Below are 23,932 nucleotides of genomic sequence, written 5' to 3' on the forward strand. Positions count from 1 at the left end.
GGAGATTCATGCTCACTCTCTGTGATACGGATGATTGGTAGTGATGCTCCAGGCGCGGTAGAGGCTCTCGGCCACCAGCACCCGTACCAGCGGGTGGGGCAGGGTCAGCGGCGACAGCGACCAGCTCTGTTCGGCGGCGGCCTTGCACTCGGGCGACAAGCCCTCCGGGCCCCCGACCAGCAGCGCCACGTCGCGACCATCCAGCTTCCAGGCTTCCAGTTGTACGGCGAGCTGCTCCGTGGTCCAGGGCTTGCCGGGAATATCCAGGGTTACGATGCGCGAACGGCCGGCGGCGGCCAGCATGGCTTCCCCTTCCTTTTGCAGGATGCGGGGAATATCGGCATTTTTACCGCGCTTTCCGGCGCCGATCTCGACCAGCTCGAACGGCATGTCTTTGGGGAAACGGCGACGGTACTCTTCGAAGCCACGCTCTACCCAGGCAGGCATTTTGGTGCCCACTGCAATCAACTGGATCTTCATCGTTTGTTACACTTGTGCTCTGTTATTGCGCATTCACTTGAGCGGTAGCGCCCCAGAGTTTTTCCAGTTGGTAGAAGTCGCGATATTCGTCCTGCATCACGTGCACTATGACTTGCCCCAAGTCCACCAGTACCCATTCCCCCGTGAGCTGGCCTTCCACACTCAGCAGATCGAGCCCCGCATGGCGAGCTTCGCTGGCCAGGTGATGGGCGATGGCGCTGGCATGGCGACTGGAGTTGCCGGAACAGACGATCATGGTGTCTGTGATGCTGGATTTACCGCGCACATCGAGGGTGATGATGTCGCGGCCTTTCATGTCATCGATCTTGTCGACGATAAAGGCATGCAGTTCTTGGCCTTGCAATGATCTTCTCCTGTGTTCCGACGCCTGAGGGCGGCGGATTATATCATGGTCACTCCCGTTTCCCAGTCCGGTGAAGGGGAGTGGAACGGGGGCCGTGCCCGCTTGGCAAACCAGGCCCCTGTTGATCAATATAGTGCGCAACCGGCCGGGACAATAGTCGGCGCCGGTTGCGGTCAGCTTGCCTGGTAGAGGCCTTGCTGGCGAATGTAATCGGCCACCGACGGCGGCAGCAGGTAACGGGGATCCTCCCCGGCCGCCAGCAGGGCTCTGAGCCGGGTGGCCGACAGCTCTATGGGTTGGTTGTCCGCCAGCCAGATATGGCCGGCAAGGCGCCGGTGCAGCGCTGTGGCATCCGTGGTGTGATGGCGAGCCAGCAGCTCGGCAACCTCCCCCGGGTAGTCAGGTTGCCAGCCCGGCCGCACGCTCACCACCAGGTGGGCGTGATCGAACAGCTCTTGCCAGCGGTGCCAGCCTGGCAGGCCGAGCAAGGAGTCCATCCCCATCAGAAAGCAGAGCGGGGTATCGGGCAGCGCCTGACGCAGCTCAATCAGGGTGTCTATGGTCCAGGAGGGCTTGTCCCGTCTCAGCTCCCGCTCATCCACCACGAATCCCGCATTCTCCGCCGCCGCCAGCTTGACCATGGCGAGGCGCTGCTCGCTCGAGCAGAACGGGTGGGCGCGATGGGGCGGTATATGGTTCGGGATCAGCCGGATTTCGGCCAGCCCGATGGCATCCCGTGCCTCTATGGCCGGTCGCAGGTGGCCGATATGGATGGGGTCGAAGGTCCCGCCAAGCAAGCCGATGGGGGCCTTCAGCATGGGCTGTTCTCCATCGGCAGCGGCAACGGGGTGCCATCGCGAAAACCCAGGGCTATGGTCTGCAACATCAGCCAGGCCTGCTCGGTGTCGAAGCGACGCTGGGCGTCGTCAAGCCGGGCCATCAGCTGCCACAGCTGCTGCAACTTGGTGAAGGGCAGCCGGGTCAGGGCCTGCTGGATCAGCTGCTGGCGGCTCTGCCAGATACGCAGGCGGGAAAAGTGCTCCACCAGCGGCTGGCCGGCTCTGGCCGCCAGGGCCAGCTCGGTGAGCTGCTCCAGCTCGCGGCACAGGGCCCAAGCCAGCATGCCGGGCTCTGTGCCTTCGGCACGCAGGGCCAGCAGGATGCGCTGGGCCCGGTTCACCTTGCCCTCCAGCAGGGTATCGATGAGCTGGAACGGCGTGAAATGGGCGTGGCGTATGATGGTCTCTTGCAGATAGGCGACGCTGATCGGCTGGGGCGGTGCCAGCAGGGTCAGCTTCTCAATCTCTTGGCTGGCGGCCAGCAGGTTGCCCTCGTAGGAGTGGCACATGAAGTTGATGGCATCCGGCAGCGCCTTGAGGCCGAAACGCTGGAAGCGGGCGCTCATCCAGCGTGGAAAGAAGCGGGGCTCGGGGTGATTGACCGGCACATAGGTGCCGTTCTGGCTGAGCTTGTCGAACCAGGCTGCTTTCATCTGGGTCTGGTTGAGGCGACCACCGCTAAGCACCAGCAGCAGATCCGGATGCAGTTGCTTGCCAATTTCCGTGATGCGGGCGGCCAGATCCTTGTCGACCTTGGCCGGCAGCTCCAGCTCTATGATCTGGCGGGCGGAGAAGAGGCTCATGGCCTGGCAGGCGTCATAAACCAGATTCCAGTCCAGTCCCTGCTCCACCACGAAAGTATGGCGCTCATCGAACCCCTGCTTGCGGGCGGCTTGACGGATGGCGTCGATGGCCTCCAGCTTGAGCAGAGGCTCGTCACCAAAAACGAGATAGCAGGGCTTGAGCCCTGTCTTGAGATGATCCGCAAACTGCTCGGGATAGATCCGCATCAGAACTTGACCTGGTTGAGTCGGTGGGCCGCAAGGTCGATGGCCTGCTCTTTCAGCTGGAGCAGAGGCTCGTCACCAAAAACGAGATAGCAGGGCTTGAGCCCTGTCTTGAGATGATCCGCAAACTGCTCGAGATAGATCCGCATCAGAACTTGACCTGGTTGAGTCGGTGGGCCGCCAGGTCGATGGCTTGCTCTTTCAGCTTGAGCAGAGGCTCGTCACCAAAAACGAGATAGCAGGGCTTGAGCCCTGCCTTGAGGTGATCCGCAGACTGCTCGGGGTAGATCCGCATCAGAACTTGACCTGGCTCAGCTGGCGGATGACCAGGCTGGCGGCCTGCTCCTGCATCTCCTTGCCAAGCTGCTCCTGCTCGCGGGAGGAGGCCAGCGCTGCATCCGGCTTGTTCAGGAAGCTGCGGTTGAAGGTGATGGGGAAGACCTGGGTCGGTTTGCCCGGCATGGAGACTGTGAACTGGGTGTTGTAGCCCAGCACGTACTCACGGGCCTGGCCAATGGAGTCGACCGAGGCAACCTGACTGGTGCTGCCGACGCCGGACAGGGTCAGCACAGGTATGCCCTCCTTGTCGGCGAGCTTGACGCCAGCCGCCTTGAGGCGGGTGGTGACCAGTCGGTAGAAGTCGCTCTTGTTGTCACCGACCACCTTCATGGTCATCAACTCGGGCGGGATTGCCGTGCCTCGCATCTGAAAACCGCAAGCCTGCAGCAGCAGGCCCATCAGCACGATGGCCATCCAGCGAATGAGGGGGGTGCCCATATGAAATCCTCTTTGCATGAAGTGAAGCGCGGCGGGCGCAGGGCCCGCCGTCATCCTCGTTGGCAACGATCAGCGGATCTCTTCCCGGTTTCCCCTTTGCACGGGGAGGCGCAACAGGCGCTCTCCCTCGGCAGGGGGCGGACGAGGTCCTCGCTACCATCAGTTAGCGACAATGTTGAGCAGCTTGCCCGGCACATAGACGACCTTGCGAACGGTCAGGCCATCAGTGAACTTCTGCACCGAGGCATCGGCCATGGCCAGCTTCTCGACGTCGGCCTGGCTTATCTCGGCCGGTACGGTCAGCTTGCCGCGCATCTTGCCGTTGATCTGCACCACTACCAGCTTCTCGGTCTCGACCATGGCGGCCTCGTCGGCCACCGGCCATGCAGCGTGATCCACGTCATCGCCCTTGCCCAGCATCTTCCACAGCTCGAAGCCGATGTGCGGGGTGATGGGGGAGAGCATGACCACCACGGCTTCCAGCGCTTCCTGCATCAGGGCGCGGTCCTGCTCGTCACAGCCCAGCTTGGAGAGATTGTTCATCAGCTCCATGATGGCGGCGATGGCGGTGTTGAAGGTCTGACGGCGACCCACATCATCGCTCACCTTGGCGATGGTCTTGTGCAGCTCGCGGCGTACCGCCTTCTGTTCGCTGGTAAGGGCAGTCACATCCAGTGCAGCAACGGCGCCACCGGAGACGTGCTCGAAGGTGATGCGCCACAGGCGACGCAGGAAGCGCTGGGCCCCCTCCACGCCGGAGTCGGACCACTCCAGGGTCATCTCGGCCGGTGAGGCGAACATCATGAACAGACGGACGGTATCGGCGCCGTAACGCTCCACCATCAGCTGCGGGTCTATGCCGTTGTTCTTGGACTTGGACATCTTGGTCATGCCAGAGTGGATGACTTCACGGCCCTCAAGGTCGATGGCCTTGGTGATGCGCCCCTTGTCGTCACGCTCGACCTTGACGTCAACCGGGCTGACCCAGACGTTGCCGCCCTTCTCGTCTTTGTAGTAGAAGGCGTCGGCCAGCACCATGCCCTGGCAGAGCAGGCGCTTGAACGGCTCGTCGCTGTTCACGAGGCCTGCGTCACGCAGCAGTTTGTGGAAGAAGCGGGCGTAGAGCAGGTGCATACAGGCGTGCTCGATGCCGCCGATGTACTGATCCACCGGCAGCCAGTGGTTGGCGGCAGCCGGATCCAGCATGCCCTTGTCGTAGTCCGGGGAGCAGTAGCGGGCGTAGTACCAGGAGGACTCCATAAAGGTGTCAAAAGTGTCAGTTTCCCGAAATGCTTCCTGGCCGTTGTAAGTGGTCTTGGCCCACTCGGCGTCGGCCTTGATCGGACTCTGGATCCCGTCCATCACCACGTCTTCCGGCAACAGTACCGGCAGTTGATCTTCCGGCGTCGGCACCACTGTGCCGTCCGCCAGGGTCAGCATGGGGATGGGGGCACCCCAGTAACGCTGACGGGAGACGCCCCAGTCGCGCAGACGGAAGTTGACGGTGCGCTTGCCTTTGCCGATCGCTTCCAGCTTGCTGGCGATGGCATCGAAGGCGGCCTGGAACTCGAGGCCGTCGAACTCGCCGGAGGCGAACAGCACACCCTTGTCGGTGTAGGCTGCGGCGCTCACGTCCACCCCGCCATCGGCAGGCTTGATGACCGCCTTGATGTCTAGGCCATATTTGGTGGCGAACTCGAAGTCACGCTGGTCGTGAGCCGGAACTGCCATCACGGCGCCAGTGCCGTAGTTCATCAGCACGAAGTTGGCGACCCAGACCGGCACCTTGCGGCCATCCAGCGGGTGAATGGCATAAAGGCCGGTGGCCATGCCCTTCTTCTCCATGGTGGCCAGTTCCGCTTCGGCTACCTTGGTGTTCTTGCACTCGTCGATAAAGGCGGCCAGCTCGGGGTTACCGGCAGCGGCTTGCAGGGCCAGCGGGTGACCGGCGGCGATACCGACATAGGTGACGCCCATGAAGGTGTCCGGACGGGTGGTGTAGACTTCCAGCTGCTCAGCCTGACCCTCGATGGCGAAGCTGATGTTGACCCCTTCGGAGCGGCCAATCCAGTTGCGTTGCATGGTCTTGACCATCTCCGGCCAGCCTTCCAGATTGTCGATGTCGCTGAGCAACTCTTCGGCATAGTCGGTGATCTTGATGAACCACTGGGGGATCTCTTTCTGCTCCACCGGGGTGTCGCAGCGCCAGCAGCAGTTGTCGATCACCTGCTCGTTGGCCAGTACCGTCATGTCGTTCGGGCACCAGTTGACGGAGGAGGTCTTCTTGTAGACTAGACCTTTCTCGTACAGCTTGGTGAAGAACCACTGCTCCCAGCGGTAGTAATCCGGTTTGCAGGTCGCCAGCTCGCGATCCCAGTCATAGCCCAGACCCAGCATCTTCAGCTGGTTCTTCATGTATTCGATGTTTTCGTAGGTCCAGGGCGCCGGTGCCGTGTTGTTTTTGACCGCGGCGTTCTCCGCCGGCAGGCCGAATGCATCCCAACCTATGGGTTGCAGCACGTTCTTGCCATTGAGGCGTTGATAACGGGAGATCACATCACCTATGGTGTAGTTGCGAACGTGCCCCATGTGTAGACGACCAGACGGATAGGGGAACATGGAGAGGCAGTAGAACTTTTCCTTGTCTACTTTCTCCACCGCCTTGAAGGTTTTCTTGGCATCCCAGTGCTTTTGCACTGCTGGTTCTATGGATTGGGGAACGTATTGCTCTTGCATTGGTGACATCCGGATCTGTGAAATGAATAGATAAATCAGCTGGGAAATCGCAATAGAATACCCATATCCAGCGGCGGCAACAACCGCCAGCATCCGTCAGGCCTTATGCCGGGCATGATCAGGGTTCAGTAGAGGAGTAACGACCATGGACAAACGTCAAAAAGGGTACGAAGCCTTCATTGCAGAGCTGCAAAAGCAGTGGCAAGAGACTGAAGAGTTCCAGGGGGAGCGCCTCAACCGGATGATCGCCAAGGTGCAGGCCTATCTGGAGGCGGCCGGCGACCTGACCCAGGATGAGCTGGCGCTGATCGCCGAGTACGTGAAGCGGGATCTGGGCAACTATGACGAGGGGCGCGCCGAGGTGGAGGAGTCCGCCTTCATGCTGGCGCTCAAAGACACCGCCTGGTCCTGGCTGGCGGACGTGACCGACCGTGCCCAGGTGGAGTGGCGCGAGCTGGCGGAGGAGCTGGAGCACAAGGGCGTCTACGAGGCGGGTGACTGGGCGGGTCTCGGCGTCATGGTGTGCGAGCAGTGCGGCTGGCGCCATACTGTGCTGCACCCGCAACCGCTCGATACCTGCCCCGAGTGCGGCGGCCACGAGTATCACCGCGAGCCGCTTTCGCCCTGATCCCGTCAGACAACCAGATGAAAAGAGGCGCCCAGGGGGCGCCTCTTTCTATTCAGCGACGAATCGGACTACCGGTTCAGAGTTCGCGGGCCCAGGGGTGGGCACGGGGGCGCAGCGCCAGCGCCAGACCGAGCAGCAGGACGGTCAGCCCGTACAGCGGCCAGCTGCCAAAGCGCAGGTAGGGGGTCGAACCGTGAGCGGGACGCACCTCGGCTCTCAGCACCCCGGCCTCGAACTGCGGGAGCTGGGCTATGATGCTGCCGTCGATTTCGGTGACGATTGTGATGCCGGTGTTGGTGTCGCGCAGCAGCGGGCGAGCCAGCTCCAGCGCGCGCATGCGGGCTATCTCCATGTGCTGCCAGGGACCTATGCTGGTGCCGAACCAGGCATCGTTGGAGACGGTCAGCAGGAAGTCGGTATCCGGCTGCACGTTGCGGCGCACTTCGTCCGGGAAGATGATCTCGTAGCAGATGGCGGCGGCGAACTTGAGCCCCTTGGCGATCAGGTTCGGTTGCTGCTCATTCCCGCGGCTGAAGGAGGACATGGGCAGGTTGAAGAAGGGCGCTATGGGGCGCAGCAGATCTTCAAACGGCACGAACTCGCCGATGGGCAGCAGGTGGGACTTGTAGTAGCGGTTCGGGTGCTCGTAGTGATACGACTCCTTGCCGTCCGCATCCTGTACTCCCATGCCCAGCACGGTATTGAAGAAGCGCTGCTGCTCGAAATCGTAATGAATGATGCCCGCCAGCAAGCCGGTGTCGTTCACCTTCATTGCCTTGTCCAGGCTCTCCAGGTAGTTGCCCATCTCCTTCTCGATGGCCGGGATCGCCGATTCCGGCCAGATGATGATGTCGGCATCCTGGTTCTCGCGGCTGAGATCCTGATACTTGCGCACCGTCGGCACCAGCGCCTCGGGATCCCATTTGAGAGACTGCTCTATGTTGCCCTGCACCAGGGCGACCTTGACCGGCTCGCCTCGGGTCACCCAGTTGAGCTGCATCAGCCCCTGAGCGGCACCGATCAGCGCGACGGGCAGCAGCAGCCAGACCGGCTTGCGGCTCTGCCACACCAGCCAGAGGGCTGAGGCCGACAGCAGCAGCGCCAGCGTGATGCCCTGCACGCCGAGGATAGGGGCCAGGCCCTTGAGCGGCCCGTCGATCTGGCTGTAACCAAACCAGAGCCAAGGGAAGCCTGTCATCACCCAGCCGCGCAGCCAGTCGGCCACCAGCCAGATCGCCGGGAAGGCGAGCAGCCAGCGGCTCCAGTGGCGACCGCTGAAGAAGCGGGCGAATGCCCAGCAGGCCAGGGTTGGATAAAGTGCCAGATAGGCCGACAGCCCGGCCAGCAGCACGAAGGCCACCGGCAGCGGTATGCCGCCAAACATGGTCATGCTGACGTGGATCCACCAGAGCCCCGGCAGAAACAGACCCATGGCATAGCCAAAGCCGCGCCAGGCCGCCTGCCTGGGGTTGGCCTTGTCCAGCAGGGCATAGAGGCCGAGCAGGGACGGGATCACCAGCGGCCAGTAGTTGAAGGGGGAGAAGGCCAGCACGGCGAGCGCGCCGGATGCCATGGCACAGAGGCTTGTCAGGAGTTTCGATTTCACGGGCAATAGAGGCTCGGATTGGACTGCAACAGGTTGATTGGCCGGTATCTTAACCTGTAAATGCGGTCAACGGCGAGCCTCCCGGCTGTGGCGGGCACAACCGGGCTGGGATCGGGAAATAAAGGGCGGTCTGCCGGGCATGGGATGACGTGTGGGGTCAAAGGATTGGTTACCTTGCCCCGTGGCCAAATGGCAAGCGCCCCGACGAGCGGGGCGCTGATGCTTCACGGCTGGCTGAGGGCCGCGCTGAATTTACAGGGCTTCAGACTGGGCCGCGACATGGTTGTCGGGGATCTTCACCTGCAGCTGTTGCAGGCGGCGCCGGTCGGCGTGCATCACCTTGAACAGGTAGCCGTCCAGCTCTATCTCCTCACCCTTTTTCGGCAGGTGGCTGAAGGCGTGCATCACCAGACCGCCCACGGTATCCACCTCTTCATCGCTGAACTGGGTGCCGAAGAAGTCGTTGAAATCCTCGATCTCGGTGAGCGCGCTGACCGAGAAGACCCGTTTGCTGATGCGGCGGATCTCGTCCGGCTCATCTTCGATGTCGTCAAACTCGTCGTCGATCTCGCCGACGATGAGCTCCAGTATGTCTTCGATGGTCACCAGACCTGAGACGCCACCAAACTCGTCCACCACGATGGCCATGTGGTAGCGCTCTTCACGAAACTCCTTGAGCAGACGGTCGACCCGCTTGCTTTCGGGCACGATCACCGTAGGGCGCAAGATTTTCTCGAGCTGCAGCGGCTCGCTGGCATGGTGGCCGCCGAAACCGAACGGCAGCAGATCCTTGGCGAGCAAGATGCCCTCCACATGATCCTTGTCTTCGTTGATCACCGGAAAGCGGGAGTGACCGGATTCGATGATCACGGGCAAGATGTCGTCCACCGGCTGGGACTTCTCTATGGTGACCATCTGGGAGCGGGGGATCATGATGTCGCGAACGCGCAGCTCGGCAATTTCGAGCACGCCTTCAATCATGTCCTTGGTGTCCTGATCGATAAGATCGCGCTCCTCGGCATCGGCTATCACATCCACCAAATCGTTGCGGTCTTTTGGCTCGCCCTGGAAGAGTTGGCTGAGTTTGTCGAGCCAGGTTTTCTTCGGCGAGCCGGTACTAGGGTGATCGTCGGTCATTTTTTCTCTTGGTTACTCGCTTGAACACATTTGGAATTGTCTTGGTGATATAAGGATGACCATCGGCTGTTTCAAGACGATGACTCTCCCGTCCTTTACGCTTTTACTCTTCGTCGTTCAGATAAGGGTCGGCAAAACCGAGTTCCTGCATGATGTCGCGATCCAGGCGTGGCACCATCTCTTCGGCTTTGTTCTCCTGTCTACTCTGCTACTTCATCGTCCTGGTAAGGATCGGCAAAACCGAGCTCCTGCATGATGTCGCGTTCGAGCTGCTCCATCTCTTCGGCTTCCTCATCCTCGATATGGTCATAACCTAGCAGATGCAGACTGCCGTGCACAACCATGTGGGCCCAGTGGGCCTCCAGCGGTTTGTTCTGCTCGACGGCCTCCTGTTCCACCACCTGGCGGCAGATGACGAGATCACCGAGCAGCGGCAGTTCCATGCCGGGTGGCGCCTCGAACGGGAAGGAGAGCACGTTGGTGGGCTTGTCCTTGCCGCGATAGGTGAGGTTGAGCTCGCGGCTCTCCGCCTCGTCGACGATGCGCACCGTCACTTCGGCCTCGGTCTGGAAACCGAGTATGGTGCCGTCAAGCCAGCCTTGCAGCTTGGCTTCGCTCGGCAGATCTTCCGCCTGAGCGCAGGCCAGTTGCAGATCCAGGGTCACACTCATTGGGCACTCTCTTTATTGGCTTTGGCAGGGATGGACTCGGCCTGTTTGGCATCGAACGCCTCGTAGGCCTGCACGATACGGGCCACCACCGGATGGCGTACCACGTCTTTGGATTCAAAGAAGTTGAACGACAGGCCGTCGACCCCTTGCAGCACTTCCAGCGCGTGGCGCAGGCCGGACTTGGTGCTGCGCGGCAGATCCACCTGGGTGATGTCACCGGTGACCACTGCCTTGGAGTTGAAGCCGATGCGGGTCAGGAACATCTTCATCTGTTCCGTGGTGGTGTTCTGGGCCTCATCCAGGATGATGAAGGCGTCATTGAGGGTGCGGCCGCGCATGTAGGCGAGCGGCGCTACCTCGATGATGTTGCGCTCCATCAGCTTCTCGACCCGCTCAAAGCCCAGCATCTCGAACAGGGCGTCGTAGAGCGGGCGCAGATAAGGATCGACCTTCTGGGAGAGATCGCCGGGCAGAAAACCCAGCTTCTCGCCCGCTTCCACCGCCGGGCGGGTCAGCAGTATGCGGCGTATCTCCTGACGTTCCAGCGCATCCACGGCGGCGGCCACCGCCAGATAGGTCTTGCCGGTACCGGCCGGGCCAATGCCGAAGCTGATGTCGTGCTGGACTATGTTGGCGATGTACTGCGCCTGATTGGGGCTGCGCGGCTTGATGAGACCGCGCTTGGTCTTGACCGTCACCTCCTTGCCATAAGGTATGCCGGCGGCCGGTTCGTCATCCTGCTCCAGCACCCGCGACTCCTGAATGGCCAGGTGCACCATGTCGGGCACTATGTCGGTCACCTTGCCGCCCTTGAGGGGCTGGGTTTCCACATAGAGGTGCTTGAGGATGACGGCTGCGGCATCCAGCTGGGCCTGTTTGCCAACCAGCTGGAAGTGACTGTCACGGTAGCTGATCTCGATGCCGAGGCGGCGTTCCAGCTGCTTGATGTTGTCATCGAAGGGACCGCACAGGCTGGCGAGGCGCCGATTGTCGGCGGGCTCCAGATGCAGATTCAGGGTCGAGATGTGTCGGCTCAAAATATCCTCGTCTTGGCGCAGTGCCCATCAGGCCAGGCCAGATGGGCACGAAGAGATTAGTGGGGAGTGAAGGCGGCAACGCCCAGTGCGTCCGGCACGTTATCCGGGCGGGCGGATTTAACCAGGATCTCGCTTGGGGTGGGGGTAAACGCGGCAACGCCCAGCTCGTCCGGTATATTATCCGGGCGGCGGGCCAGGATCTCGCGCGGCGCCGTGGCGATGCGCAGATTCATCTCATCCTCGCCGCGGATAAAACGACCGCGCAGGGAGTTGGGACGCACCTCGGTGATCTCCACGTCGGCAAAGCCGCCGATCAGGGTGTGCTGCCCCTCGAAGTTGACCACCCGGTTGTTCTCAGTGCGGCCACACAGCTGCATGGGGTCGAGCCGGGAGGGCCCTTCCACCAGGATGCGCTGGGTGGAGCCCAGCATGGCGCGGCCAATCTGCATCGACTGGTTGTTGATGACATGCTGCAGGCGGGCCAGCCGGGCCTTTTTCACTTCCATGTCGACGTCGTCGGGCATGTCAGCGGCCGGCGTGCCGGGGCGCGGGCTGTAGATGAAGCTGAAGCTCATGTCGAAGTTGATCTCTTCGATCAGCTTCATGGTGGCCTCGAAATCCTCGTCCGTCTCGTTCGGGAAGCCGACGATGAAGTCGGAACTGATGGTGATGTCGGGACGGGCGGCGCGCAGGCGACGGATCTTGGACTTGTACTCCAGCACGGTATGCGGGCGCTTCATCATGGTCAGGATGCGATCCGAACCGCTCTGCACCGGCAGGTGCAGGAAGCTGACCACTTCCGGCGTGTCCTTGTAGACCTCTATGATGTCGTCGGTGAACTCGATCGGGTGGCTGGTGGTGTAGCGAATGCGGTCTATGCCATCGATGGCGGCCACCAGTCGCAGCAGCTCGGCGAAGGAGCAGATGCTGCCATCAAAGGTCGGGCCCCGGTAGGCGTTGACGTTCTGGCCCAGCAGGTTCACCTCGCGCACGCCCTGTTCGGCGAGCTGGGCGATTTCGTAGAGCACGTCGTCCATCGGCCGGCTCACCTCCTCGCCACGGGTGTAGGGCACCACGCAGAAGGAGCAGTATTTGGAGCAGCCTTCCATGATGGAGACGAACGCGGTGGCGCCTTCGGCACGGGGTTCCGGCATGCTGTCGAACTTTTCGATCTCGGGGAAGGCGATGTCCACCTGGGCACCCCGGCCCTCCTGCACCTGCTTGATCATGGCGGGCAGGCGATGCAGGGTCTGTGGACCGAACACGATATCCACATAGGGGGCGCGAGTGCGAATGTTGTCCCCCTCCTGGGAGGCGACACAGCCACCCACGCCGATCACCAGACCGGGCTTGTTGGCCTTGAGTTTTTTCCAGCGTCCCAGCTGGTGGAACACCTTCTCCTGTGCTTTTTCGCGGATGGAGCAGGTATTGAGCAGCAAGACATCTGCCTCTTCGGGCTCCTCGGTCAGTTCATAGCCATTGCTGGCATCCAACAGGTCGGCCATCTTGGACGAGTCGTACTCGTTCATCTGGCAACCCCAGGTTTTAATGTGAAGTTTCTTGCTCATTGCTTCTCTTGACTTGTGTTGAAATCGGCATGGTCAAAGGACCGGGCATTTTACTCCGCAATCTGGATACTGCCTAGCTAATATCCAGCCCGTCATGGGTCTCCCTTCCTTCCGGACAGCCGGTATTTGTTCGGGCTTTCTCCTTGATTTGGCGCGGCAATTCGCAATTTGTCTCACTGTTTCTGCCGGTCCCTTGCGGTATCATGTCCCCATTCGGTTTTACCCCGCCTACCCTTGTCCGGGGCATCCCCTTTCAGGAATCAAGTTATGGAACAGTGTGATATCGCCATCGTCGGCGCTGGCATGGTCGGCGCTGCCACCGCCTGTCTGCTGGCGGCGCAGGGTCTCTCCATTCGGGTCATAGAGACCCAATTGCCCGAGCAATACGCCCCACAGCAGCCGCTGGATCTGCGGGTTTCCGCCATCAGTCAGGCCTCGGTGGCGCTGCTGGATCAGGCCGGCGCCTGGTCACACCTGCAGCAGATGCGGCTCTGTCCCTACCGCCGGCTGGAGACCTGGGAGCTGGACGGTTTTGCCACCCGCTTCGACGCGGCCTATCTCGGCCTGCCCCAGCTCGGTTACATCATCGAAAACCGGTTGGTGCAGCTGGCCCTGCTCAAGAGGATGGAGGATTTCCCCAACATCCAGACCCACACCCCGGCGGCGGTGACGAGTCTGCGCCAGAGCGCCAACGAGGCCGTGCTGACTCTGGACGATGGTACCGAGCTTTGCGCCCGCTGGGTGCTGGCCTGCGATGGCGCCGAATCCCAGATGCGCCGGTTGGCTGGCATAGGCGTGTCGCGCTTCGAGTACCGCCAGCACTGCATGTTGATCAATATCGACACCGAGTTTGCGCAGGAAGATATCACCTGGCAGCAGTTCACCCCGAGCGGCCCGCGCGCCTTCCTGCCGCTGCCCGGCCAGCACGGTTCCCTGGTGTGGTATGACAGCCCGGCCCGTATTCGTGCCCTGTCGGCCATGAGCAACGAGAAGCTGGGGGAGGAGGTGCGCCGCCACTTTCCGGCCCGGCTCGGCGGCTTCACCGTCACGGCCAAGGGGAGTTTTCCGCTGGTGCGGCGCCACGCCAACGACTATCACGCCGGTCGGGTTGTGCTGCTTGGCGATGCCGCCCACACCATCAACCCGCTGGCGGGGCAGGGGGTCAACCTCGGCTTCAAGGACGTGGCCTGCTGGGCTGGGTTGCTGGAAAAGGCGGGAGCCGACTGGTATCAGCTGGCCCTGGCGGAGCGCTACGAGCGCCGCCGTCGCCCTGACAACCTTTTAATGCAGTCAGGGATGGATCTCTTCTACGGGGTGTTCAGCAACGAGATAGGGCCACTCAAGCTGGCTCGCAATCTGGCCCTCAATCTGGCGGACAAGGCTGGCCCGCTCAAGGAGATGGCGCTGCGCTACGCATTGGGGCTGGTATAAGGCGCCGGGCGCCATCACGAGGGAGCAGAGATCATGAACAAGGCACTGCTGGCGATCGATTTTATCAACGACATAGCCCACCCGGACGGGCGCATCGCCGCCTCGGCGGCCCATGTGGTGGAGCAGGATGCCATCACCCATGCCAATCAGGCACTGGCCCATGCCCGTGCCCACGGCTGGCTGGTGATCCTGATCAAGGTCGGCTTTGATGGCGGCTATCTGCTGCAACCCAAGGGTTCCCCCATGTTTGGTCGGGCCAATCAGTTTGGTGCGCTTTCGCTGGCGGACAGTGGCACCGACTTCCACCCCGATCTTGACGTGCAACCCGGCGATCTGGTGCTGACCAAGCCCAGGGTCAGCCCCTTCTATGGCACCGCGCTTGAGCCGGCGCTGCGGGCCAATCGCATTGGTCACCTCTATCTGTGCGGGGTCAGCACCAGCTGGGCCATTCAGGCTGCGGCTCGGGACGGCCACGATCGGGACTACGCCATCACCATACTGGAGGATGCCTGCGCCGCCGCCGACGCCAGCGAACACCTGGGCTCGTTGCGGATGCTTGGCCGTATCGCCGAGATCATCAAGGTGGCCCGACTGGAGTGATCTCGCCGGTCAAGGCTGTTTTCGCTCACTATTTTGACATTTTGTCAGCAGTCCCCTGTTGAGCCGGCGCCGTTTTAGGGCAACATGGAGTCAGCATTGATGGCCACAAGGATGAGGGCATGCGTTATCAGGGACGGATCGCGAGCTGGAACGAGGCGCGAGGCTTCGGCTTTATCACGCCGGAGCAGCAGGGGAGCGAGCAGCAAGGGAGTGGGCTGTTCGTGCACATCTCGGCACTGCAATCCGATGGTCGGCTGCCCGAGGCGGGGGAGCGGGTCTCCTACCAGATAGGCAGGGGCAAGGATGACAAGCCCAGGGCCGTGCAGGTGTTCTTCCCCGACCGGCCCCTGTCGCTGGCTGACACCTCCGTTCCCCCTTTGTCCTGCAAAGACGCGGTCCGCCGACCAGCGGCCAGGGGGGCACAGCCACCCGTTTCCTCCAGGCTCCGCCCTGGTCCCTCCTATCGCCGCAAGAGCAGCTGGCGCGGCAAGTTGATCCCCCTGCTGGTGCTGGCGGGCCTGTTTTCGGTCTACTCCCGCTTCTCGGCCGAGTCGGTCTCACCTATGCCGGCCTCCTCTTTCAGCCAGGAGGAGGCCGGCAGCTCATACAGCCCCACCTTCGTCCGTCAGTGCGACGGTCGGCAGTACTGCTCCCAAATGACCTCCTGCGAGGAGGCGACCTGGTTTTTGCAAAATTGCCCCAACACCAAGATGGATGGCAGAGGGAGAGGCAACGGCATTCCTTGTGAAAGTCAGTGGTGCAGCCATTAGCGGGGGGCTGGCTCAAGCGGTTGATCATCTATCTTTATTTTACAGGCCGGGGGCGGGGCATGGCCGGTTCTACCCTTTAGTCATTGGCGAAACGCTGGCAGAAAGGCCGGCATTGCTCTCGTTGTCTCGGCAGGTACTGTGCGTTGTTTTTGGGTGAGGTGTGCGGTCATGGTGGATGATTTTCGGGGCTCTCTGTTTCATTTTTCCGAACGGGCACAGTATCTGGCGGCCTTGCTGAACTCGCTGGAAGACCAGATATCCGTGATTGATCGGGACGGAGTGATCCACTATACCAATCTCGCCTGGAACCGGTTTGCCGAGCAAAACGGCATACCGCAAGGGTACAACTGGCTGGGGGTCAACTACCTGAGGGTGTTCGACTGCCTGGTCGATCCACTGGTACTGATGGCGGCAGAGGGGATCCGTCGTGTGCTGTGCGGGGAGCAGGACCACTTCTCTCTGGAGTATCCCTGCCACAGCCCGGATACCCAGCGTTGGTTCATGATGCGGGTCTCTCCCGTGCTGGGGGTGGATGTCGAGTTTTACACCATAGCCCACATCAACATCACGGAGCGCAAGTTGCAGGAGCTGGACGTGACCCACCTCTCCCAACACGATCCCCTGACCGGTCTGGCCAACCGGCGTCTGTTCAACAGCTTCCTGCATAACGAGTGGCGCCGCAGCATGCGGGAGCGCACGCCCATCTCCTTCATCATGCTGGATCTGGACAACTTCAAGGCGTGCAACGATCACTTCGGCCATCAGGTTGGGGACGATTTCCTGCTGCAGGTGGGCCACCTGCTCAACGCCTTGTGCCAGCGGCCAGCGGATCTGCCAAGCCGGTTCGGGGGCGATGAATTTGCGCTGGTCCTCGGCAATACCGGCAAGGAGGCTGCCTTGCGGATGGGGGAGGCGATCCGCCTCGGGATCCGTGCCTTGAGTATCCGGGAGGCGGGTGATGCCCGACTCAGCGCCAGCATCGGCATTGCCACCCAGATCCCTGATCTGCTGCAGGGCTCGGAGAACGAACTGCTGGCGGCGGCCGATATGGCGCTCTACATGGCCAAAAAGGGGGGCAAGAATCGCTGCCACAGCGTCAGCTGTCCGTCATTACCCGCCCCTTGAGCACCACAGCCCCTTGATGGGGCTTTTTTTTTGCGCATAAGCCGCCTCAGCACTCGGGCACGGCCGAGCATGGCGTGGGATGCGCCGCCATGACCAGTTGCAGGAAACGATCGCGGATGGGATCGGCAAATGCCGGGTTCCAGACCAGGCTGATTTCCCATTCTGACCAAGGGCCGGACAAGGGGTAGAGGGTGACATCCTGGCCCGCAATGAAGCTGACGCTGCGCGGCAATATGGCGTTGCCTATGCCGGCGGCCACCAGGGCGACCAGGGTCTGGATATCTTCCGCCTCCTGCACCATGCCGGTCAGCCGGTTGGCGCCGAGGAAGCTGGCGATCTGCTGGCTGAGGCCCGGGCAGCGGTGCCCGACCATCTGCAACAGTGGCTGATGGGCCAGCGCCCACTCCACGTCGAAAGCAGCCGGATCCGGCCCCGTCATCTGGCTGGGCACGGCCAGCACCAGCCGGTCGGTCAGCAGCCTGTGCTCCCGCAGTTGCGGCGCGTGCGGCCGGCGCATGAATCCCAGCTGCAACTGACCCGACAGCAAGCGCTCGTGCTGGATGGCGGAGGTCATGTCCTGCAGATGCACCATCACATCGGGTACCTGCTGCTTGAAACGGGCGACCAGCGAGGGGGCCAGCGCGAAGCTCGACAGCCCGAAGCCAATCTTGAGCCGCCCTGCTATGCCGCTCGCCAGTGCCAGGGCGTGACGCTCAAACCCCCTGCCGTGTTCGACCAGTGCGCTGGCCTGGGTGAGCAGCTGTGCACCTATGGCGGTCAGCTCGGCGCCGTGGCGACCCCGGTTGAACAGCGTGCTGCCGAGGGCCAGCTCCAGCCCCTGGATCTGCTTGGTCAGTGCCGGCTGGGTGATGAACAGCCGGCTGGCGGCCTCCCGGTAGTTGGCGGTTTCGGCCAGCATCACGAACGCCTGCAGTTGCCTCAAGTCGAATTTCATTCCGTTTGGTTATCCAATGTGGCGATTTATTGATTATAAATTATCTAACTGCCTTGTTCTAATGGTCTCGTAACGGGCCATCTGCCCGGTCTGACACACAACGAGGAGCCATGTCATGTCTAGCGAACGCTATCTGTTTTTGATCAAGGGAACCCTGGTGATGGCCCAGCCACTGGCGGCGCCGGAGACGGGGGAGTTGTTGGCGAGCCTGCTGCAACAGGGATTTGTGGTGGCCCCCCAGCAGGTCTGGGCGGGCAATGCCGAGCAGGCGCTGGCCTGTTATGAGCAGGCAGCCCAGCAGTCGGCCCTCGCCAGTGTGCTGGCAGGGGTTGAGCCCGTGCTGGCTGGAGCCCCGTCATGACCCGGCTCACCCTGCAGGCTGCCGCCCTGCTGCTGGACATGGATGGCACCCTGGTTCACTCCACCGGCGAGGTGGAAACCGTGTGGCGGCTATGGTGCCGACGTCATCAGCTGGCGCCCGAGCCCGTGCTGGCCATGTGTCACGGCCTTCGCTCGCGGGAGGTGATCCGGGCCCTGGCTCCGCAGCTGGACATGGCGCAGGAGGTGGCCCTGCTCGATGAGCTTGAGATCCATCACACGGGGCGCGGCGAGGCCATCATGGGATGCCGGGCCGTGCTGGCCAGCGTGCCCGCCGGACGTTGGGCACTGGTGACTTCCGCCAGTCAGAGGGTCGCCCGCCATCGGCTGGCGAGCGCAGGTCTGCCACTGCCGGATATGCTGGTGGGGGCGGAAGACGTGATGCGGGGCAAGCCGGATCCCGAGCCCTATCTGCTGGCCGCGACACGGCTCGGGGTTGCCCCCGCCGACTGTCTGGTGTTCGAGGATGCGTCGGCTGGCATAGAGAGTGCCCTGCGGGCCGGTTGTACAGTGGTGCAGGTCGGAGGCAAGCGGTTGCTGGATCCGGCCGTCATAGCCGTGATCCAGGATTGGCGTCAGGTGAGGGTGGGTGATGGGGCGGAGGGCGCGTTGCAGGTGACGCTGCTGACCTGATGGGAGAGCAGACAACAAAAAAGCCCCCGGCGAGCGGGGGCATGGTATGACGAGACAGCCGGGTTATTTGAAAACGCGGAAACGGGTGGCGTCGTCGATAAAAGTCTTCTCTCCGGCTGGCTGCTTGATGCTGCCAAAGGGCATCTGGGCGCGCAGCAGCCAGCTCGCTGGCAGGTTCCACTCCTTGCGCACCGCTTCGTCGATCAACGGGTTGTAGTGCTGCAGGGAGGCTCCAATCCCTTCCTGTGCCAGGCTGGTCCAGACCGCAAATTGGGCGATACCGGTGGCATGTTCGGACCAGATTGGGAAGTTGTCGGCATACAGCGCAAACTTCTGTTGCAGATCCTTGATCACATCCGTGTCTTCGAAGAAGAGCACGGTACCGAAACCGGCACGGAAGCTGCCATCCACCTTGGCTTCGCTCTGGGCGTAAGCCTCTGGCGGTACTATCTTTTTCAATTCAGCTTTAACTATGTCCCACAGCTTGTGGTGTTGGGCGCCAAACAGTATGACGGCGCGGGAGCTCTGGGAGTTGAAAGAGGAGGGGCTGTGCTTGACGGCATCCTGGATCAGGGTCGTCAACTGCTCCGGCGTGTGGGAGACCTGGTCGCCCAGGGCATAGATGGTACGACGTACTTTGATCTGTTCGATAAACGGACTGCTCATAACATCTCCTTGGTTTGACGGATCATCGCATTCGGCGGCCAGTGAGAAGGCCATCCGGCTCCGATTGTTCAAGCTATAGACTATAACACCGCCTTCCCGCTTAACCGTCAACGCACAGTGGTCACTGTTTTTACTTTTTGTGGATATTCATATGCGCAGTCTGGATGAGCCGCCTCACATTTTTGTGTTTCTTGTCAATTAGCTCTTATTCAGCTGATTTCAATCAATGATTAACCCGGTCTTTTCACTATAAGATCCTCGCACATCGGCTGTTTTCAGGGAGCTTTGATGATCCAGTGGGTGCTCAACCGGCGCTACTATGTGTTGACCTCGTGCTCCTTCCTGCTGGGCGCTCTGGTGCTGGTCGCCACCCTGACCCTGGCTGCGGTCAGTTACCTGCGCAGCATAGACAAGACGATGGCCGGTTACGGCCACATGATCTCCTCCATCGAGGCTGCGCTCATTCACGAACTGGTGCTGGCCAACCAGCGTCAGTTGGCCGTGCTGGAGGCATCGCTGGACAAGGCTGCCATCGCCCGTGGCGAGCCCGCCGACAACCCGATCTGGGCCATCGCCCATCAGATCAAGCGTGACGATCACTACATCTATTTCTACAACTCCCGCTTTGATCGGATCAGCAGTTATCCCCTCTGGGTACAGCCAGCCGAGTACAGGGCCGCCCTGCGCCCCTGGTACCAGGTGTTGTCGATGGAAGGGGACGAGCTGGTCTGGTTTGGCCCCTATCAGGAGTACAGTTCCCACGAGCGCATCCTGACTCTGATCAAACGGGTGAAAGATGATGATGGCAAGCTGCTCGGCCTCTTGATGGTGGATATGTCCTTCAACGCCATCCAGCAGGCGCTGCAGCGGGCCATGGGTAGCAACCAGGCCGCCATCTACCTTAGCCAGCGGGGCAGTGACCGGCTGCTGGTGGGCAGCAAGATGGCGCTCTATGACAAGGCTAACGCGACGGCAGAGCCCCATCTGCTGGGGCTGGATGTTATCTGGCATGGCAGCCACCTGAGGCGCGAGCTGGAGGATGTCGACTGGGACCTTAATATCTATCTGCCCCCCGCCCTGTTTCGTGACAGTCTTTACGAGGCCCTGCTGATGGTGGTGCTGCCGCTGCTCTCCCTCTTCATCATCTGGTTTTGCAGCATCAATTTTCTGGTGCGGGTGTTCCGTCAGGAGCAGGCGCTGGTCTCGGGTTCGCTGACCGGCATTGTGCAAGCACCCTGTTGCCCCAAGCCTTCGAGTCACCTGAAGACCTGGTTTGTGCGCAACAGCCTCAGCGAGATAGAGCAGGTCCGCACCAGCTTCCTGCAAGGGCAGGATGCGCTGCTGCACGATCCCCTCACCGGCATCATGAACCGGCGCGCCTTTATCCAGCGCCGGAGCGAGCTGGAAGAAAATCGGACGCCCCACTGGCTGGTGCTGTTCGATGTGGACAATTTCAAATGCATCAACGACAGCTGGGGCCACAGCGTGGGGGATGGCGTGCTCTGCCGGGTGGCTGAACTGATGGTGGCCGAGCTTGGCAGCGGCAGCGCCTACCGGATCGGGGGAGACGAGTTTGCGGCCCTGCTGCCGTGGGCGCGCCACGAGCTGGAGCCGCGACTGAACCATCTGCTGGCGCGGGTACGCAATCAGCAGTGGCGGGAATTCAAGGCAGAGGTCACCCTGAGCGCGGGCGGTGCTCACTATCCGGATGACGCCCTCTTTCTGTTCGATCGGGCCGACGACTGCCTCTACCAGAGCAAGCGGTTGGGGCGGGATCGCTGGCATCTCTCTTCGTCCCCGGAGACTGGCGGTGAGCCAAGCTCCCTTCGGTGACAATATCTGTCTGATCCCTGCGTGATCCTGGCGGGCTGCGACAATCCGGGCCAAGGGGATGTACCGCTCACCTTGTGCTGATCTATATATTTTTATCTTTATTTTCAAATCGTTAATCTTTCATCTCGAGCGCCTGCGCCTGGCTCTGATTCTTTTGAATGAGGTGTCAGGCCGCGGGGGCCACTGGCGGAGTGGACGGCTGTTTGTATAGTGCAGGGGAAATTAATCAGGTTTGACAGGAGTACCCCATGGAGATGAACAAGCACGGCATGAGCGCCCTGGCCCTGTTGGGCTCCCTGTTGCTGGCGAGCGGCGCAGTGCAGGCCTCGGAAACCCTCAACACCATACTCGGCGGCGGTGCCGGTGGCGTGGCTGGCACCATGATAGGCAAGGAGCTGGGGGGCGATACCGGTGCCCTGGTGGGAGCGGCAGTCGGTGGTGCGGCCGGTGGCGCCGCCACCGCCAACAAGGGCAACAAGAATGAAGCGGCCCTGGGTGGCGCCGTTGGTGCCCTGGGTGGCGCGGCCATCGGCAAGAGCGTGGGAGGCAGCACGGGCCAGCTGATCGGTGCCGGCATCGGCGGTGCCAGTGGGTCGGCCATTGGTGCCAAGACGGGAGACGGTCACAAGAGCAACAATGATCGCTACGACGACGATGAGCACAGGCACCACAAGAAACACAAGAAGCACAAGAAACACAGATGGCATGATGATGACTGATGTCAGCCGTGCTGGCTGGTGCGCCATGGTGGCGAGCATAGACAAAAGGGGCCAACAGGCCCCTTTTTGCATGGTGTGACTCAGACCAGCCGGTGCTGGCGCCGTCCCTCGGCGAAGGCGTTGATGTTGTCGATCAGCTGATCGGCGAGGCGCTGCATCGACTCCTCGCTGGCCCAGGCCACGTGCGGGGTCAGGATGAAGTTGGGGTATTGCAGAGCCTGCATCAGCGGGTGATCGGGGGGTGGCGGCTCGACGCTCGCCACATCGAAGCCGGCGCCACCGAGCCGGCCGTTGGCCAGCGCCTTGAGCAGTGCCGCTTCATCCACTAGGCCGCCACGGCCCACGTTGATCAGCAGGGCGCCCGGTTTCATCAGGGCCAGCTCCCGTTCGCCGATCAGGTGGCGGGTGTAGGGGGTGAGCGGGCAGTGCAGGCTGACCACATCCGAGCTTTGCAGCAGCGCGTCCAGCGGCAGCCGATCCTCGTCGTGGCTGGCGCCGACCTGACTCTGGGCGTAGCGCACCGCCATGCCCATCCCCTGCGCCCGTTCGCCGAGCGCCTGACCCAGGGTACCTTTGCCTATGATGCCGAGCTGCTTGCCGTGCAGATCCATGATGGGGTGATCGAAGAAGCAGAACTGGCCGCTCTGCTGCCAGCGCCCCTCCAGCAGGGATTGGCGCCAGGCGAACAAATTGCGCGACAAGGCAAGCATCAGCGCCATGGCGTGCTCCGGCACCGAGGGACCCGAGTAGTTGCGGATATTGCATACCCCGACATTGGCTGCCCGGCACGCCTCCAGATCCACGTTGTCGCTGCCGGTGGCCGCCAGGGCGATCAGCTTGAGATCCGGCAGTTGTGCCAGCTCGGTGGCGCCGATGCGTACCTTGTTGATGATGGCGATACTGGCATTCCTGAGCCGCTCCACCACCTGCTCGGGGGTCGTGCTTGGATGGCTCTGCCAGTGATGGGGAAAGTCTGGCCGGTGCAGTGTGATGCCCGCATCCAGGGTATCGCTATCGAGAAAAACTATCTGCTGCATGACGCCTCCTGCCATTGGAGCCGTCATGATGCCAAATATGGGCGTCCGGGAGCCAGCCCGAACGCCGTCAGCGGTGAATCAATGGCGCTGTCTGTGACGCTGGCGGCATTTTGGGGGCAGGTCGAGGTCAGAGCCAGCCGAGGTGGGTGAGCCACCCCTGAATGCGGGTCGGTGTTTCATCCAGCTCCATCAAGGCGTAGGGGCGGTAGTTGAGCTTGTGGCTGCGGCGGCTCTCGCTGCGACGAGCTTCAGCGGCCAGCAGTGGCCAGCGGCCGCCCTCTTCCTGATAGAGATCCAGGGTCGGCATGGTTGCCTGGGCCACCTGCTTGGCCAGGGTCTGATTGCTCTGCTGATTGGGGAAGAAGCCATCCAGCAGCACCAGGGCATCGGGGGCGGGCACTTGCTCGCTGGCGATGAGGTTGGTGGCCCAGGCGGCGCTGGTGCCCTGCGCCAGTATCAGCTTGAAGCCCCCTTCTTGCAGCTTGGCATCCCCCAGCTTGATGATGCGGGCGGCAAACTGCTTGCGAAAGTCATCGATGGCCTGCTGTTTCTTCTCGGCGGCGGGGTCCAGCTCCGCCTGTTGGGGAGAGGGGAGCAGCAGCAGGGTATCGAAGCCGAGTTGGCCGAGGGCCCGGGTCAGTTGCCACAGCTGACCGCTGCGCTGCCAGTCCGGCAGCAGGATCGCCAGCCCGACATAGCTGTCGCTGTCATGCTTGGCAAACAGCACAGTCTGCTTGTCTATCTGGGTGCTGTTGGGCAGCCCCTGCCAGTCGCTGTTTTGCCAGTAGTCGAGGGGCTGTGGCTCGGTGATGGGGGGCGCGACATCGCTGGCCTGCGAAGCCTGGCTTGCCAGCAGGGTCAGTAACAGCAGTGATAAGGATAATCTGGCCATAGTGCGCTCCCCGGTTAATTGGGTTAGCGGCACGGGGCCGGTT

At 61.8% G+C, this 23,932-nt stretch carries 25 protein-coding genes and 1 pseudogene; 9 read left to right on the forward strand and 17 right to left on the reverse strand.

Annotated elements, in window-relative coordinates:
- Nucleotides 1-12 precede the first annotated feature (12 nt).
- From rlmH to leuS, 8 genes are all read right to left on the reverse strand, one after another.
- Nucleotides 13-480: a 23S rRNA (pseudouridine(1915)-N(3))-methyltransferase RlmH gene (rlmH, locus tag BN1128_RS08315; RefSeq protein ID WP_042034723.1), complete on the reverse strand. Its 468-nt coding sequence runs from the start codon at nt 478-480 to the stop codon at nt 13-15.
- A 22-nt stretch (nt 481-502) separates the two neighbouring features.
- Nucleotides 503-844, reverse strand: coding sequence for a ribosome silencing factor (rsfS, locus tag BN1128_RS08320; protein ID WP_042867567.1), 342 nt, complete (start codon nt 842-844; stop codon nt 503-505).
- Between the two features lie 173 nt (nt 845-1,017).
- The gene (gene nadD, locus BN1128_RS08325) at nt 1,018-1,662 is read right to left on the reverse strand and encodes a nicotinate-nucleotide adenylyltransferase (RefSeq protein WP_042867568.1); all 645 of its coding nucleotides are present in this window, start codon (nt 1,660-1,662) and stop codon (nt 1,018-1,020) included.
- On the reverse strand, nt 1,656-2,693 hold the full coding sequence (gene holA / locus BN1128_RS08330; RefSeq protein ID WP_042867571.1) for a DNA polymerase III subunit delta: 1,038 nt from the start codon (nt 2,691-2,693) through the stop codon (nt 1,656-1,658). The genes nadD and holA overlap by 7 nt, the downstream gene beginning before the upstream one ends.
- Complete coding sequence (locus BN1128_RS08335) at nt 2,693-2,839, reverse strand: hypothetical protein (RefSeq protein ID WP_042867574.1); 147 nt, start codon at nt 2,837-2,839, stop codon at nt 2,693-2,695. Before BN1128_RS08335 ends, holA begins: the two co-directional genes overlap by 1 nt.
- Nucleotides 2,839-2,985 carry a hypothetical protein gene (locus BN1128_RS08340; RefSeq protein ID WP_042867581.1) on the reverse strand — a complete coding sequence of 49 codons (147 nt, stop codon included), beginning with the start codon at nt 2,983-2,985 and terminating at the stop codon, nt 2,839-2,841. The genes BN1128_RS08335 and BN1128_RS08340 overlap by 1 nt, the downstream gene beginning before the upstream one ends.
- Nucleotides 2,985-3,467, reverse strand: a complete 483-nt coding sequence (locus BN1128_RS08345; RefSeq protein WP_042867584.1) for an LPS-assembly lipoprotein LptE — start codon at nt 3,465-3,467, stop codon at nt 2,985-2,987. Before BN1128_RS08345 ends, BN1128_RS08340 begins: the two co-directional genes overlap by 1 nt.
- 159 nt (nt 3,468-3,626) lie before the next feature.
- Nucleotides 3,627-6,203, reverse strand: a complete 2,577-nt coding sequence (gene leuS, locus BN1128_RS08350) for a leucine--tRNA ligase (protein ID WP_042867593.1) — start codon at nt 6,201-6,203, stop codon at nt 3,627-3,629.
- A gap of 145 nt (nt 6,204-6,348) precedes the next feature.
- Here leuS and BN1128_RS08355 point away from each other — a divergent pair, with 145 nt between their 5' ends.
- Nucleotides 6,349-6,831 carry a zinc ribbon-containing protein gene (locus BN1128_RS08355; RefSeq protein WP_042867595.1) on the forward strand — a complete coding sequence of 161 codons (483 nt, stop codon included), beginning with the start codon at nt 6,349-6,351 and terminating at the stop codon, nt 6,829-6,831.
- Between the two features lie 76 nt (nt 6,832-6,907).
- Here the strand turns inward: BN1128_RS08355 and lnt are convergent, their stop codons facing one another.
- The 5 genes and pseudogenes from lnt to miaB all read right to left on the reverse strand — a co-directional run.
- Nucleotides 6,908-8,404, reverse strand: coding sequence for an apolipoprotein N-acyltransferase (gene lnt, locus BN1128_RS08360; protein ID WP_042867597.1), 1,497 nt, complete (start codon nt 8,402-8,404; stop codon nt 6,908-6,910).
- Between the two features lie 285 nt (nt 8,405-8,689).
- On the reverse strand, nt 8,690-9,574 hold the full coding sequence (corC, locus tag BN1128_RS08365) for a CNNM family magnesium/cobalt transport protein CorC (protein ID WP_042867599.1): 885 nt from the start codon (nt 9,572-9,574) through the stop codon (nt 8,690-8,692).
- A gap of 200 nt (nt 9,575-9,774) precedes the next feature.
- Nucleotides 9,775-10,245 carry an rRNA maturation RNase YbeY gene (gene ybeY, locus BN1128_RS08370; protein ID WP_042867601.1) on the reverse strand — a complete coding sequence of 157 codons (471 nt, stop codon included), beginning with the start codon at nt 10,243-10,245 and terminating at the stop codon, nt 9,775-9,777.
- A complete protein-coding gene (locus BN1128_RS08375) occupies nt 10,242-11,282 on the reverse strand; it encodes a PhoH family protein (protein ID WP_042867603.1) in 1,041 nt (346 codons plus the stop codon). The genes ybeY and BN1128_RS08375 overlap by 4 nt, the downstream gene beginning before the upstream one ends.
- A gap of 140 nt (nt 11,283-11,422) precedes the next feature.
- Nucleotides 11,423-12,850: pseudogene (gene miaB, locus BN1128_RS08380) on the reverse strand (tRNA (N6-isopentenyl adenosine(37)-C2)-methylthiotransferase MiaB); the annotation flags it as partial.
- Nucleotides 12,851-13,117: 267 nt separating this feature from the next.
- Here miaB and BN1128_RS08385 point away from each other — a divergent pair.
- The 4 genes from BN1128_RS08385 to BN1128_RS08400 all read left to right on the forward strand — a co-directional run bounded on the left by BN1128_RS08385 (nt 13,118) and on the right by BN1128_RS08400 (nt 16,776).
- Complete coding sequence (locus tag BN1128_RS08385) at nt 13,118-14,281, forward strand: FAD-dependent monooxygenase (protein WP_042867605.1); 1,164 nt, start codon at nt 13,118-13,120, stop codon at nt 14,279-14,281.
- A gap of 33 nt (nt 14,282-14,314) precedes the next feature.
- Nucleotides 14,315-14,881, forward strand: coding sequence for a cysteine hydrolase family protein (locus BN1128_RS08390; protein WP_042867607.1), 567 nt, complete (start codon nt 14,315-14,317; stop codon nt 14,879-14,881).
- Nucleotides 14,882-15,000: 119 nt separating this feature from the next.
- The gene (locus BN1128_RS08395) at nt 15,001-15,651 is read left to right on the forward strand and encodes a cold-shock protein (RefSeq protein ID WP_042867609.1); all 651 of its coding nucleotides are present in this window, start codon (nt 15,001-15,003) and stop codon (nt 15,649-15,651) included.
- 168 nt (nt 15,652-15,819) lie between these two features.
- A complete protein-coding gene (locus BN1128_RS08400) occupies nt 15,820-16,776 on the forward strand; it encodes a sensor domain-containing diguanylate cyclase (RefSeq protein ID WP_042867611.1) in 957 nt (318 codons plus the stop codon).
- Between the two features lie 46 nt (nt 16,777-16,822).
- Here the strand turns inward: BN1128_RS08400 and BN1128_RS08405 are convergent, their stop codons facing one another.
- The gene (locus BN1128_RS08405; RefSeq protein WP_042867613.1) at nt 16,823-17,731 is read right to left on the reverse strand and encodes a LysR family transcriptional regulator; all 909 of its coding nucleotides are present in this window, start codon (nt 17,729-17,731) and stop codon (nt 16,823-16,825) included.
- A gap of 115 nt (nt 17,732-17,846) precedes the next feature.
- On the opposite strand from BN1128_RS08405, the gene BN1128_RS08410 reads away from it, so the two are divergent.
- Nucleotides 17,847-18,092 carry a hypothetical protein gene (locus tag BN1128_RS08410; protein WP_042867615.1) on the forward strand — a complete coding sequence of 82 codons (246 nt, stop codon included), beginning with the start codon at nt 17,847-17,849 and terminating at the stop codon, nt 18,090-18,092.
- Nucleotides 18,089-18,742 (forward strand): HAD-IA family hydrolase, encoded by a 654-nt coding sequence (locus BN1128_RS08415; RefSeq protein ID WP_042867617.1) that lies wholly within the window; start codon nt 18,089-18,091, stop codon nt 18,740-18,742. Before BN1128_RS08410 ends, BN1128_RS08415 begins: the two co-directional genes overlap by 4 nt.
- A 63-nt stretch (nt 18,743-18,805) precedes the next feature.
- Here BN1128_RS08415 and BN1128_RS08420 read toward each other — a convergent pair whose 3' ends face one another.
- Nucleotides 18,806-19,408 (reverse strand): nitroreductase family protein, encoded by a 603-nt coding sequence (locus BN1128_RS08420; RefSeq protein ID WP_042867619.1) that lies wholly within the window; start codon nt 19,406-19,408, stop codon nt 18,806-18,808.
- Nucleotides 19,409-19,696: 288 nt separating this feature from the next.
- Here BN1128_RS08420 and BN1128_RS08425 point away from each other — a divergent pair, with 288 nt between their 5' ends.
- Nucleotides 19,697-21,241 carry a GGDEF domain-containing protein gene (locus BN1128_RS08425; RefSeq protein WP_042867621.1) on the forward strand — a complete coding sequence of 515 codons (1,545 nt, stop codon included), beginning with the start codon at nt 19,697-19,699 and terminating at the stop codon, nt 21,239-21,241.
- Nucleotides 21,242-21,489: 248 nt separating this feature from the next.
- Nucleotides 21,490-21,960: a YMGG-like glycine zipper-containing protein gene (locus BN1128_RS08430; RefSeq protein ID WP_042867623.1), complete on the forward strand. Its 471-nt coding sequence runs from the start codon at nt 21,490-21,492 to the stop codon at nt 21,958-21,960.
- A gap of 80 nt (nt 21,961-22,040) precedes the next feature.
- Here BN1128_RS08430 and BN1128_RS08435 read toward each other — a convergent pair whose 3' ends face one another.
- Both BN1128_RS08435 and BN1128_RS08440 read right to left on the reverse strand, forming a co-directional pair.
- The gene (locus BN1128_RS08435) at nt 22,041-22,997 is read right to left on the reverse strand and encodes a D-2-hydroxyacid dehydrogenase (RefSeq protein WP_042867625.1); all 957 of its coding nucleotides are present in this window, start codon (nt 22,995-22,997) and stop codon (nt 22,041-22,043) included.
- Between the two features lie 127 nt (nt 22,998-23,124).
- Nucleotides 23,125-23,889, reverse strand: a complete 765-nt coding sequence (locus tag BN1128_RS08440; protein ID WP_042867627.1) for a DUF3530 family protein — start codon at nt 23,887-23,889, stop codon at nt 23,125-23,127.
- Between the last annotated feature and the right edge of the window lie 43 nt (nt 23,890-23,932).

Source organism: Aeromonas piscicola (genome assembly GCF_000820005.1).
In the GTDB taxonomy this organism is placed as follows: domain Bacteria; phylum Pseudomonadota; class Gammaproteobacteria; order Enterobacterales; family Aeromonadaceae; genus Aeromonas; species Aeromonas piscicola.